Origin of the sequence: Mesorhizobium sp. M0701 (genome assembly GCF_040320365.1) — a bacterium.
In the GTDB taxonomy this organism is placed as follows: Bacteria; Pseudomonadota; Alphaproteobacteria; order Rhizobiales; family Rhizobiaceae; genus Mesorhizobium.
The window spans coordinates 25,147-37,058 of the sequence record NZ_JAMYPO010000037.1 but is presented as its reverse complement, the minus strand read 5'-3'; the positions used below and the strand labels follow the sequence as shown (position 1 = coordinate 37,058).

Sequence of the window (11,912 nt, the reverse complement as noted above, 5' to 3'; positions counted from 1 at the left end):
GGCCGTGGAGGAACAAGGCCCTGAGGGAGGAGTTCCAATGTCGAATTTGATCCGCGTGTCGCGGCGCCGTTTGCTGGCGTCCGGTGGAAAGGCGGCAGTCCTTGTTGCTGCCGCGGGTATCGCACCGAAATTCATTCGCCCGAGCCGTGCCTATGCGGCCGATGCCCTGGCGCCCGGCATGATCGGTGGCCCGACGGGCTTCGACGGCTCGGAACGCTATCAATATGGCGCCGACACGCCCGAGGGTCGCGCCATCGAGGCAGCCAAGGCGATGAAGGGCGCCGGCAAGGCGCCGGCCAAGATCGTGCTTGGCCTGTCCGACGGCTCGATCGGCCAGCTAACCCAGCCGTTTCCGGCCGGCGCGCCGTCGATCAAGGATCTCTGGGAGAAGGAAACCGGCATTCCGTTGGAAATCGTCGGTGTGCCAAACGGCCAGGAATTCACCAAGACGATGCAGGACATCTCCACCAAGGGTGGGGCGTATGACATCTACGCGGTCGAATGGAACCGCCTTGGCGACCTCGCCGAAACCGGCGGCATCCTCAAGCTCGACGACTTCGTCGCGCAATACAAGCCGGAATGGGACGATCCCGAGCGCGGCTATGTCGACGGCGCCAAGGGCGTCTCGCTGCTCAATCAGTATCGCGGCTCGACCTATGGCGTGTCACTGGATGGCGACTTCCAGACCTGGGTCTACCGTACCGATCTGTTCGGCGACGCAAACGAGAAGAAGGCCTTCTCCGACAAATACGGTTATGAACTGGCGGCGCCGAAGACGTGGAAGCAGCATGACGATATCGCGGCCTTCTTTCAGCGCCCGGACAAGGGCCTGTTCGGCTCGACCGATCTGCGCAACCAGGGCTGGGGCTACACCAACTGGTATCAGCGTTATGTCTCAATGGCTTCGCCCAATCAGTTCTTGTTCGACGATGCCGGCAAGCCGCTGATCAATTCTGAGCAAGGTATCGCGGCGACCAGCGAGTACATCGCTTCGCTTTCGCACCATTCGCCGGATGCGATCTCCTGGGGCTGGCCGGAGCAGTACGGCAATTTCGCCAAGGGCGGCGCGGCCATGACCTGCGCCTTCTCCAATCTGCCGAAATTCCTCGACAATGCCGGCAACAAGGATTCAGCTGTCACCGGCAAGATCGGCTCGATGCTGCCGCCCGGCCGCGAAATCGACGGCAAGCTGGTCAGCCGGTCGGTGCTGTGGCTCAATCTGTCGGCGTCGGTGTCCTCGCAAGCCAAGAATCCGGAGGCCTGCTACCTGTTCCTGCAGTGGCTGGGCTCAAGCCGCATCTACGCCTGGATGACTGCCAATCCGGGCGGCTACTTCGATCCGTTCCGGCTATCGGATTTCTCGGATCCGCTGGTTCGCCAGACCTATCACGCCTACCACATGGACGTGGTGCGAGAGACGGTCGCCCGCACCGTGCCCACCATCAACTATCCCGGCGCTACCGCCTTCCACAACGCGCTGGACGAGAACCTCGTCGCCGCGCTGACCAAGGCCAAGACAGCCGAGCAGGCGATGGCCGACACCGAGGCCGAGTGGAAGAAGATTGCCCGCCGCACCGGCGAGGAGAAGCTTCTCGAAGCCATCAAGACCAACAAGGAGGCCTGGCCGACCGTCCTCGATCCGATCGCCTGATCCTTCCAGGATCCTACCAAGAAGGGGAGGAGCGGTCGCTCTTCCCCTCGGCAACGAAGGGCCCAGCAAAGCCGCAAGATGAAGCGTTCAGTTCCTTTCGAGATATTCCGCTATGCCGCGATCCTTGCGGCGATGGCGGTGACGCTGGTGCCGATCCTGTGGATGGTGTCGATGGCGTTCAAGCCGATCGCCGAATGGTCGGCGACCGGCGCCGACCTGACATGGTGGCCGAAGAACCCGACACTCAGCAATTTCCGCTTCGTCTTCGGTGAATCGACCAACAATCTGATCGTCGCCCTCGACCGCACAGCTTTGAAGCCGATCCTGTCGTCGCTGCTGTCGGCCACATTCGGTACGGCAATCGCCATGTCGGCGGGCACCGCGGCGGCCTACGGGCTGTCGCGCTTCGGCTCGGGCCAGAACCTGCCGCTGGCGCTGATCCAGCTTCGCCTGTTTCCGCCGATGGCGGTCATGACCCCGGTGATGATCATGTGGGCCTTCCTCAATTTCACCGACAGCTGGTGGGGGCTGTCGTTGATCTACGGCATCGTCACGCTGCCTTTCGCCTTCTGGCTGATGAAGACCTTCTTCGACGACATGCCGCGCGAGATCGAGGAGGCGGCACTGGTCGAGGGCTGTTCGCGGTGGCGCGTCTTCATCCGCATCACGCTGCCGATGATGCGCGCGCCGCTGGCCAGTGCCGCGCTGTTCGTCTTCATCCTCAACTGGTCGGACTATCTGATTGCGCTGCTTCTGACGACGCGCGAATGGGTGACGGTCCCTGTCTACATGGCCTCGCTGTCCTCCTCGATGACCGGCCAACTCTACGGCGCCAAGGCAGCCCTCGGCCTGATAGCCGCAGTGCCGCCTGTCATCATGGGCATCGCCATCCAGCGCCATCTGGTGCGCGGGCTGACCTTCGGGGCGCTCAAGCAATGAGCGCGGTGACTGCGACGATTTCGGAGGGCGACATGCAAGCCTCCAAAGCGGCGTCGGTGCTGCCGGACGAGGGCGCAAAGCTCGGCTTCCGGCTGACGCTGCCGGCGCAGATCCTGGTGCTGTTCATCGCCGTCTTCCCGCTCCTGATGCAGCTCTACATCAGCCTGACCGACTGGTCGCCGCTGTCGGGCACCGGCTGGTGGAACGCCTGGTCGATGTGGAACAGTTTCGCCAACTACACCGACCTTGCCGCCGATGCGCGCTTCTGGAGTGCGCTGAAGCGCACGGCCATCGTCATGATCGTCTGCGTGCCGGCGGAGTTCCTGCTCGGCTTGGCGCTCGCGACACTGTTTGCCGACGAGTTCCCCGGCAAGCGGATCTTCTACTCGATCCTCTTGATGCCGATGATGGTGGTGCCGGCGGTGGCCGGCTACATGTTCTTCATGCTGTTTCAGTCAGGCGGCCCGGTCAACGACATCCTGTCGGCGATCTCAGGCTTTCCCGTCACCATCGCCTGGCTGTCGGACCCGACGCTGGCGCTCATCGCCGTCATGGTCGCCGATATCTGGCAGTGGACGCCGCTGATGTTCCTGATCCTGCTTGCCGGCCTGGTCGGCGTGACTGAGGACCAGATCAAGGCGGCGACGCTGCTCGGTGCCAACCCTAGGCAGCGCTTCATCACCATCGTGCTGCCGAAGATGAAGACGATCATCGTCATCGCGCTGGCGATCAGGGTGATCGAGAACTTCAAGATATTCGACACGCTTTACATCATGACCGGCGGCGGTCCCGGCGTCGCTACCGAAACCATCTCCGTCTACATCTACAAGCTCACCACCCAGGACCTGATCTGGGGCTATGTGGCGGCAATCGCGCTGGCCATACTGATCGTGCTGTCCATCGCTGCGGTGTTTGCCATGAAACGCATGGCCCGGGTACGCGAGGTGGCGGCATGAGCACCATCCACCTGCAGAACCTGGTCAAGAAATTCGGCGACTTCACCGCGCTGAAGACGATGGACCTGGCCATTGCCGACGGCGAGTTCATGGCGCTGCTCGGACCCTCGGGCTGCGGCAAGTCGACGACGATGAACATGATCGCCGGCATGGAAGGGCCGACCAGCGGCAAGATCCTGTTTGGCGAGCGCGACATGGCCGGCGTGCCGATGGGGCGGCGCGGCGTCGGCTTCGTCTTCCAGAACTATGCGATCTTCACTCATATGAGCGTGCGGCAGAACCTCGCCTACGGGCCGAAAATGCGCGGCGCACCAAAGGCCGAGATCGGCCGCCGTGTCGGCGCCATTGCCGAGATGCTGCAACTGACGCCGCTGCTCGACCGCAAGGCGGACAGACTGTCGGTCAACATATTGCAGCGGGTGGCGATCGGCCGTTCGGCGATCATGGAGCCGGCGATCTTCCTGCTCGACGAGCCGCTGTCCAATGTCGATGCCGCCTTCCGGGCGGTGATGCGGACCGAATTGAAGCAGTTGCAGCGGCAGTTCCGGCAGACCATGGTCTACGTCACCCACGACCAGCTCGAAGCGATGACCATGGCCGACCGCATCGCGGTGATGGACCACGGCGTGCTGCAGCAGGTCGGCACGCCGCTCGAGGTCTATAACAATCCGGCCAATGTCTTCGTCGCCCGCTTTATCGGCGCGCCGGGCATGAACCTGCTCAAGGGCAGGCCGGCGGAAAGCGACCGTGGTCTGGTCATCGATCTCGGCCCGCTCGGCGTGACACCGCCGCTGCCGGTCGAGATCGCCGATGCCGTACGCAGGATGCGCGGCGAGGTGTTTTATGGCTTTCGACCGGAGCAGGTGACGCTGGCTGAAGGTGGCCGTGGCCTGTCCATGCCGGTGAGTTTCGTCGAGCGGATCGGCGCGCGCACCATCATCCACCTTGGCGACGGCGAGACTGCGGTGAAGGCGGTGTTCGACAATGATGTCGGGCTGGCGATCGGGCAGACAGCTGTCGTCGCGCCGGCGGCGGAGGCGGTGCGCGTCTTCGACGCCGCCACCGGTCTTGCATTGAGAGCAGGTTGAGATGGCCGATATCGTTTTCCATAATGTGACAAAACGCTACGGCAACACGCTGGCCGTCGACGATGCGTCATTCGCGGTCGACGACAACGAGTTCTTCTGCTTCTTCGGGCCGCCGCTGTCGGGCAAGTCGACGATACTGCGTCTGGTGCTCGGGCTGGAAACCCCGGACGCGGGCGAGATCCTGATCGGCGGAAAGCCGGTCAACACAGTGTCGCCGGCCGACCGCAACGTCGCCATGGTGTTCCAGAATTTGGCGCTGTTTCCGCATATGAGCGCGCGCGACAACATCCGCTTTCCGCTGGTCGAACGCCGGGTCGCCGAAGCCGAGATCGAAAAGCGCGTCGCCGACGTCGCGGCCAAGCTGCATATCGGCCATATCCTGCACAAGCCGCCGGCACAGCTTTCCGGAGGTGAGCGGCAGCGCGTGGCGATTGCCCGCGCGCTGGTGCGCGACCCCACCGCCTATCTGATGGACGACCCGATTTCGGCGCTCGACGCTCGGCTGCGCGAGGAGACGCGGGTCGAGCTTAAGCGCATCCAGCGCGAGCTCGGCAAGACGCTGATCTATGTCACGCACGATCAGGAAGAAGCGATGTCGGTCGCCGACCGAATGGCCATTCTGGAGAACGGCAAGATCAGGCAGATCGGCGCGCCGGCCGAGATCTATGACCGGCCGGCCAGCACCTATGTGGCGCGGCTGCTCGGGTCGCCGATGATGAACATATTGAAGTCGGTGCACGGCGCTGAAGGCGTGGAGGCGGCGGAAGGCACAGTCCGTATCGCGGACAAGGCTGCGCCGGCCGATGCCGTCGAGATCGGGCTCAGGCCGGAAGACATCAAGGTCAGGTCTTGGTCGGGTGGAATGCCGGAGGGGGGCGCGGGCCGCCCGGCGCGAGTGTTCGAGGTCGAGCCGCTCGGCGGCTACACCGTGGTGACGCTCGCCGCCGGAAAGACGCGTCTGCGGGCGCTGTTACGCGGCCAGCCGGACATCAGGCCGGACGCGATGGTGGTGATATCCTGCGAGCCGGGCAGGGTGCATTATTTCGGACAGAGCGGGGGAGCCTTGGCGCGATGACGGCGGCTGCAAGGAACTAGCTTCGGGAGGAACATATGGCAAGCCAAGAAATGGTGGGCAACGGCTTCGAGCCGGACGTTAAAGTCCGCACCAGAGAATACAGGATCGGCTGCGTTGGCGCCGGCATGATCATGGCCGAATGTCACCTTGCCGCCTACAAGGAAGCCGGTTTTCCGGTGGTGGCGATTGCCTCGCGGACCAAGGCCAGCGCCGAGAAGGTCGCCAAGCGCTGGGATATACCGACCGTCCACGACACGCCGGAACAATTGATCGAGGACGAAAATGTCGAGATCATCGATCTTGCCTTTCCGCCGGACCAGCAGCCGGCGCTGATCCGTCATGCGCTGAAGCAGAAGCATATCAAGGCTATCCTGGCGCAGAAGCCACTGGCGCTGTCGCTCAATGAAGCCGTCAAGCTGCGCGACGAGGCGGCCAGGGCCGGCAAGGTCCTCTCGGTCAACCAGAACATGCGCTACGACCAATCGATGCGCGTCTTGAAGCAGATCATCGAGAGCGGCGCGCTCGGCGACATCGTCTTCGCGCAGATCGACATGCATGCGATCCCGCACTGGCAGAGCTTCCTCGAGGACTATGACCGGCTGACGCTCGCCAATATGAGCGTCCACCATCTCGACGTACTGCGCTTTCTGTTCGGCGATCCCCTGGAGATCACCACCCTGACCCGCAAGGACCCGCGCACCCGCTTCGATCATTCGGACGGCATCACCGTGTCGACGATAAAGTTCCCGTCGGGCGTGCTCGCCGTATCGCTTGAGGATGTCTGGTCCGGTCCGCGCCAGGAGGGCTACAAGGACGACCAGCACATCAATTGGCGCGTCGACGGCACCAAGGGCGTCGCCAAGGGCACCATCGGCTGGCCGACTGGCGCTGCCTCGACGCTGACCTATGCCTCGACCGAGACCACCGGTGGTGAATGGGTGACGCCAAGCTGGGACACGATGTGGTTCCCGCATGCTTTCATCGGCGTCATGGAGCAACTCCAGCACGCGGTTAAGACGGGCGAGCCGCCGGCGCTCTCGGTCGCCGACAACGTCAAGACCATGGCGCTGGTCGAAGCCGGCTATCGCTCGATCGACATGGGCCGGACAGTCAAACTTTCCGAAATATCAACTGACTGAATTACTTACAGGGAGGACTTCACACCATGATGCAGGCAGGTATCTTCACGGGTTATTTCCCGTATGGCCTCAAGGAAACCGCGCAGAAGATCCGTGCGCTCGATTTCAACACCGTGCAGCTCGACCTACATTTCAGGGATATCGACCTTTCCGCCGGACAGATCACCAAGGACAAGGCCAAGACTGTCCGCGATACGTTCCGCGACCACAATCTGCCGATCTGCTGCGTATCGGGCTACACCAACATCATCCATCCGGATATGGCCGAGCGCGAGCGGCGCGTCGGTTATTTGAAGGAGATCATCCGCAATGCGCGCCATTTCGGCACCCCTTACGTGATCTCGGAAACCGGTACCTACAACACCGAGTCCGACTGGGTGCATCACCCGAAGAACAAGACCGAGGAAGGTTTTGAGGAATGCCGCAAGGTCATCGCCGACCTTGCCCAGACCGCCTATGACCACGGCGCGGTCTTCCTGCTCGAAACCTATGTCAACAATGTCGTCGGTTCGGTCGAGGAGACGGTGAGGATGTTCGCGCAGGTCGACCACCCAGGCCTCGGCCTGCTGATGGACCCGACCAACTATTTCGAAACGCACAACATCGACAGGATGGACCAGATCCTGAACCAGGTGTTCGACACATTGGCCGACAAGATCAAGATTGCCCACGCCAAGGACGTCAAGCGTTCCGGCGGCGACAAGTCGGAAAAACACGCAGACATCGGCGACGAGGACGCGCTGGAGAGCCACACCTTCCGCGGCGTCGGCGAGATCGAGCTGCCGGCCCCCGGCCTCGGTTCGCTGAATTACGACCTCTATCTCAAGCGGCTGGCCGAAAAGCATCCGAACATCCCGGTCATCATCGAGCATCTTTCGGAAGACGACGTGCCCCGTGCCAAGAAATTCCTCGACGGAAAATTCCGCGCCAACGGACTGTGATGGCGCGGTTCGGCTACGAAACAAGGGAGGAAGAGAAATGTTGAAATTCGCGTTGAAAATCGCTGCCGCGGCGACGGTTCTCGCCGGTGTGGCGCTGGGTACACCGGCGCTGGCGCAGGACGCCCAGAAGACGTTCTACCTGCTGTCGCATGGCGGCCCGTCGGATGCCTTCTGGATCGACTGGAATGCCGGCGCGACCAAGGCCTGCGACCAGCTCAAGGTGACCTGCAAGATCTCGTTCAGCGGCGGCGACATGGCGGCGCAGAAGGAGGCCTTCAACTCGGCCCTTGCCGCCAAACCGGACGGCATCGCCACCACCTCGGCGCAGCCCGGCCTGTGGACCGAGGAGGTCAAGGCAGCCAAGGCGGCCGGCATCCCGATCGTGTTCTTCAATACCGACGATCCGGCAACCGGCCGGCAGGCCTATGTCGGCGCCGACCTTAAGGAAGCCGGTGTCATCTGGGCGAAATATCTGGTCGACCACAAGATGGTGAAGCAGGGCGACAAAGTGTTCCTGCCGGTCGAAGTGCCGGGCGCCAGCTACCAGCAGCTCGAGACCGAAGGCATCGCCAGCGTCTTCGATCCGCTCGGCATCAAATATGATGTGGTCGATTGCGGCACCGATCCGGCCGGCATCATCGCCAAGATGACCGACTACATGGTCGCCAACAACCCGCCGGCGATCATCGCGCTCGGCGATTCCGTCGCGGCCAGCGTCAAGCGGGTGTTCGACGGCGCCGGCGTGCCGCCCGGCAAAATCCCGGTCGTCGGCTGGGGCAATTCGAAGGAAACGGCCGAGTCAGTGAAGTCTGGGTTCATCAACGCGGCTGCCTGGCAGTTCCCGTCAGCGCAGGGCTTCATGCCGGTGGCGCTGCTCGGGTTGGCCGCCGCTGGCGAACCGATCGGCTACGACATCCACACGTTCAGCCTCTACGACGCGTCGAGCGTCGAACCGATCCTGAAACTCTACAACAAGTGATTGAAATTGACGCTCGCCGCGCAGGCGGCGGGCGTCACCTTGAAATATGGTCGAAACAGTCATGACAATTGCCGCAGAAGAGGAAATGCCGCGTGCCAAACGCAGGTCGAGCCTGATGCGCTCGCCGCAGTTCTCTTCGCTCGTCATCCTGATTGTCCTGCTGGCGGTGTTCGGGATCGCCGACGCCAATTTCCTGTCGCCGCTCAACATCTCCAACATGATGGCGTTCCTGCCCGAGCTCGGCATCATCGCGCTCGGCATGACGCTGCTTCTGACGGCGGGCGAGTTCGACCTTTCGGTCGGTGCCGTGTTCGGGCTAGCGCCGGTCGTGGTCATGCTGCTGGTGCAGAACGGCGGGTTTGATATTGGCGTCGCGCTGTTGGCCGGCCTGCTGCTCTGCATAGCGATCGGTGCGATCAACGGCCTGATCGTCACCAAGATCGGCATCTCCTCCTTCCTGGTGACACTGTCGATGTTGCTCGTCGTGCGTGGGGCAGCGCTTTACATCACCCAAGGCTTTCCGCTGAAATCCTGGAACCAGCCAGGCTTCTTCGTGACGCTGCTGGCCGGCAGCTTCAATATCGGAACGTTCCGTTTCTATACCTCGCTGTGGTGGTTCATCGGCCTGTCGCTACTGGCGATCTATGTGCTGCACTACGCCAAGCTCGGCAACTGGATCAGCGCTATCGGCTCGAACCGTAACGCCGCCGTAGCGCGCGGTGTGCCGGCCGATGCGGTCAAGATCTGGCTGTTCATCCTGACCTCGGTGCTGGCCGGTCTCGCCGGCATGATCAGCGCCTTTCGCATCTCTGCCGCCTCGCCGGTGGCAGGCACCGGGTACGAGCTCGAAGTGATCGCCATGGTGGTGGTCGGCGGCACCGCGCTGACCGGTGGACGCGGCACCATTTTAGGCACCATCGTCGGCGCGCTGATGCTGCGCAGCATCCGCAACGGCATCGTGCTGATCGGCGTGCCTGGGCTCGCCTATAACATCTTCGTCGGCGTCATCATCCTTGCCATGCTCATCCTGCACGCTTTGCTGCAGAAGAACGCCGCCAGGAGCTGACGATGGAAGTGCTTCGGCTGCAGAACCTGCAAAAATCCTTCGGCAGCGTCCGCGCCCTGAAGAACGCGTCCTTCGCGCTCAATGAGGGCGAAGTGGTGGCCTTGCTCGGCGACAACGGCGCCGGCAAATCGACGCTGATCAAGGCGATCTCCGGGGTCTTTCCCGTCGATCGCGGCGAGATCTATGTGCGCGGCCAGAAGGTCTCCATCGGCTCGACACGCGATGCGATGGATCTCGGCATCGAGACCATCCACCAGGACACCTCGCTGGCGCCCGATCTCAGCATCGCGCGCAATCTTTTCCTCGGCCGCGAGCCGGTCAATCTCAAATGGCTTGGCGTGTTCGCGCCGCTCGATCTCGCTCGATTGCGCGATGCTGCGTCGGCTCTATTGAAGCGCGTCGGCATCTCGAAGAAACTCGACGCCGATGCGCTGGTCAGCACGCTGTCAGGCGGCGAGCGTCAGTCGATCGCCATCTCGCGCGCCATGCAGTTCGCCGCCAAGGTCATCATCCTCGACGAGCCGACCAACAATCTCGGCGTCGAGGAAACGCACGGCGTGCTGCGCTTCGTCAAGGAAGTGCGCGACGCCGGTCACTCGGTGCTTTTGATCACCCACAACATCCATCACGTCTTCCAGGTCGCCGATCGCATCATCGTCATGCGCCGCGGCGAGATCGTCGCCGAGCAGACGGTCGCCGACACCGACCTGCTGACCGTGGAAAGCATCATCACCGGCGCCGACATGTCGGCCCTGCTCAAGGAGACGAGAGCGAAGTGAAGGACGGGAGCAAAGTGAAAGAACTGGCCGTCACATGGTAGAGCTTTACGGCAAGACGCTGTCGCGCCGGCAGGTCTCGGAACGGTCCGGCATGCTGTCGCAGTTCGCCGGCGTGCGGCTGATGACGCTCGGCGACGGCGTCGAGCGCGGCATCCGCATGCTCGAATTCCGCACCGGCTCCGGCCTGCGCTTCACCGCGCTGGTCGACCGGGCGCTCGATATCGCCGATTGCGATTTCAGGGGCCAGGCGATCGGCTGGCACTCGCCGAGCGGTTTTCGCCATCCCGGCCTGCACGAGTATGAAGGCGAGGAGGGATTGGCGTGGGCGCGGTCGTTTTCCGGCCTTCTGCTGACCTGCGGCCTCGACCATATATTGTTCATGAACGAAGTACCGGCCGATACCTACAACTACCCGCCGAAGACGACGGTGCGCCATTCGCTGCACGGCCGCGTCAGCACCATTCCGGCGCGGCTGACCGGCTATGGCGAGACCTGGGACGGCGACCGCTGCGTGTTGTGGGCCGAAGGCATCGTCCAGCAATCGACTGTATTCGGCGAGGATCTGCACCTGCTGCGGCGGATCGAGGCCGATGTCGGCGGCAACGAGATCCGGCTTTCGGACCGTGTCGTCAATCACGGTTTCAACCGTACGCCGCATATGTATTTCTACCACATCAATGTCAGCCATCCGGTGCTCGACGAGGGCGCGCGCTACCTGGCGCCGATCCGCGACGTCGTCTGGGCAAGCCATGCCGGCGAGCGCTATGAAGTGCAGAAGGTTGGGTACCGCACGGTGCCGGCGCCGCAACCGGGATTCAAGGAACAGGTCTGGCAGCACGAACTCGGCGCCGACAGCACCGGCGAAGTCCCTGTGGCGGTGGTCAACGACAGGCTCGGCCTCGGCTTCGAGGTGGTCACGCGCAAGGACCAGTTGCCCTGCGCCTATCAATGGCAGAATTTCCAGGCCGGGCAGTACGCGCTTGGGATCGAGCCCTCGACGCATCATGTGCTGGGAAATCTGGCGGCGCGCGAACGCGGCGAGATGATCTGGCTGGAGCACGGCGAGAGCCGCTCCTACGATGCCGTGTTCCGGGTTCTCGACGGCGCCGGCGAGATCGCCGCCGCCGAGAGCCGGATCGCGGCAATCGCCAGGCAGCCGCAGCAGGATTATCCCCAGCCGTCGGGCCGTTTTCCTGTTCTTGGAGGCAGGTCGTGATAATGGCGAAGATGATACGGGACACCAGTTGGGAGGCTGGTTCCGGCTGGAGCGGGGAGGGCTCGCGGCCGATCGGGAATTGG

Annotated in this window: 11 protein-coding genes; all 11 read left to right on the top strand. The window is 63.0% G+C overall.

The window, feature by feature from the left end; translation table 11 throughout:
* Positions 1 to 37: 37 nt before the first annotated feature.
* The 11 genes from NKI24_RS26955 (at position 38) to NKI24_RS26905 (ending at position 11,829) form a co-directional block, all read left to right on the top strand.
* Positions 38 to 1,651, top strand: a complete 1,614-nt coding sequence (locus NKI24_RS26955) for an extracellular solute-binding protein (RefSeq protein WP_352749765.1) — start codon at positions 38 to 40, stop codon at positions 1,649 to 1,651.
* 78 nt (positions 1,652 to 1,729) lie between these two features.
* Entirely contained in the window at positions 1,730 to 2,590 is an 861-nt protein-coding gene (locus NKI24_RS26950; protein ID WP_352541114.1) for a carbohydrate ABC transporter permease, read from the top strand.
* Positions 2,587 to 3,546: a carbohydrate ABC transporter permease gene (locus tag NKI24_RS26945; RefSeq protein WP_352749763.1), complete on the top strand. Its 960-nt coding sequence runs from the start codon at positions 2,587 to 2,589 to the stop codon at positions 3,544 to 3,546. The genes NKI24_RS26950 and NKI24_RS26945 overlap by 4 nt, the downstream gene beginning before the upstream one ends.
* Entirely contained in the window at positions 3,543 to 4,634 is a 1,092-nt protein-coding gene (locus NKI24_RS26940; RefSeq protein WP_352686258.1) for an ABC transporter ATP-binding protein, read from the top strand. Before NKI24_RS26945 ends, NKI24_RS26940 begins: the two co-directional genes overlap by 4 nt.
* A gap of 1 nt (position 4,635) precedes the next feature.
* Positions 4,636 to 5,709 carry an ABC transporter ATP-binding protein gene (locus NKI24_RS26935; protein ID WP_352749760.1) on the top strand — a complete coding sequence of 358 codons (1,074 nt, stop codon included), beginning with the start codon at positions 4,636 to 4,638 and terminating at the stop codon, positions 5,707 to 5,709.
* 50 nt (positions 5,710 to 5,759) lie between these two features.
* Entirely contained in the window at positions 5,760 to 6,848 is a 1,089-nt protein-coding gene (locus tag NKI24_RS26930; RefSeq protein WP_352749809.1) for a Gfo/Idh/MocA family protein, read from the top strand.
* A gap of 26 nt (positions 6,849 to 6,874) precedes the next feature.
* On the top strand, positions 6,875 to 7,789 hold the full coding sequence (locus tag NKI24_RS26925; protein WP_352749758.1) for a sugar phosphate isomerase/epimerase family protein: 915 nt from the start codon (positions 6,875 to 6,877) through the stop codon (positions 7,787 to 7,789).
* Between the two features lie 37 nt (positions 7,790 to 7,826).
* Positions 7,827 to 8,768, top strand: a complete 942-nt coding sequence (locus tag NKI24_RS26920) for a sugar ABC transporter substrate-binding protein (RefSeq protein ID WP_352749756.1) — start codon at positions 7,827 to 7,829, stop codon at positions 8,766 to 8,768.
* Positions 8,769 to 8,829: 61 nt separating this feature from the next.
* Positions 8,830 to 9,834 (top strand): ABC transporter permease, encoded by a 1,005-nt coding sequence (locus NKI24_RS26915; protein ID WP_352749754.1) that lies wholly within the window; start codon positions 8,830 to 8,832, stop codon positions 9,832 to 9,834.
* The gene (locus NKI24_RS26910) at positions 9,831 to 10,613 is read left to right on the top strand and encodes an ATP-binding cassette domain-containing protein (RefSeq protein ID WP_352749807.1); all 783 of its coding nucleotides are present in this window, start codon (positions 9,831 to 9,833) and stop codon (positions 10,611 to 10,613) included. The genes NKI24_RS26915 and NKI24_RS26910 overlap by 4 nt, the downstream gene beginning before the upstream one ends.
* Before the next feature lie 34 nt (positions 10,614 to 10,647).
* On the top strand, positions 10,648 to 11,829 hold the full coding sequence (locus NKI24_RS26905) for an aldose 1-epimerase family protein (RefSeq protein WP_352749752.1): 1,182 nt from the start codon (positions 10,648 to 10,650) through the stop codon (positions 11,827 to 11,829).
* The last annotated feature ends 83 nt before the right edge of the window (positions 11,830 to 11,912 follow it).

What these genes read in the sequence shown, in the direction of transcription:
- NKI24_RS26955 (WP_352749765.1), top strand. Translation starts at nt 38, where the DNA reads ATGTCGAATTTGATCCGCGTGTCGCGGCGCCGTTTGCTGGCGTCCGGT.
- NKI24_RS26950 (WP_352541114.1), top strand. Translation starts at nt 1,730, where the DNA reads ATGAAGCGTTCAGTTCCTTTCGAGATATTCCGCTATGCCGCGATCCTT.
- NKI24_RS26945 (WP_352749763.1), top strand. Translation starts at nt 2,587, where the DNA reads ATGAGCGCGGTGACTGCGACGATTTCGGAGGGCGACATGCAAGCCTCC.
- NKI24_RS26940 (WP_352686258.1), top strand. Translation starts at nt 3,543, where the DNA reads ATGAGCACCATCCACCTGCAGAACCTGGTCAAGAAATTCGGCGACTTC.
- NKI24_RS26935 (WP_352749760.1), top strand. Translation starts at nt 4,636, where the DNA reads ATGGCCGATATCGTTTTCCATAATGTGACAAAACGCTACGGCAACACG.
- NKI24_RS26930 (WP_352749809.1), top strand. Translation starts at nt 5,760, where the DNA reads ATGGTGGGCAACGGCTTCGAGCCGGACGTTAAAGTCCGCACCAGAGAA.
- NKI24_RS26925 (WP_352749758.1), top strand. Translation starts at nt 6,875, where the DNA reads ATGATGCAGGCAGGTATCTTCACGGGTTATTTCCCGTATGGCCTCAAG.
- NKI24_RS26920 (WP_352749756.1), top strand. Translation starts at nt 7,827, where the DNA reads ATGTTGAAATTCGCGTTGAAAATCGCTGCCGCGGCGACGGTTCTCGCC.
- NKI24_RS26915 (WP_352749754.1), top strand. Translation starts at nt 8,830, where the DNA reads ATGACAATTGCCGCAGAAGAGGAAATGCCGCGTGCCAAACGCAGGTCG.
- NKI24_RS26905 (WP_352749752.1), top strand. Translation starts at nt 10,648, where the DNA reads ATGGTAGAGCTTTACGGCAAGACGCTGTCGCGCCGGCAGGTCTCGGAA.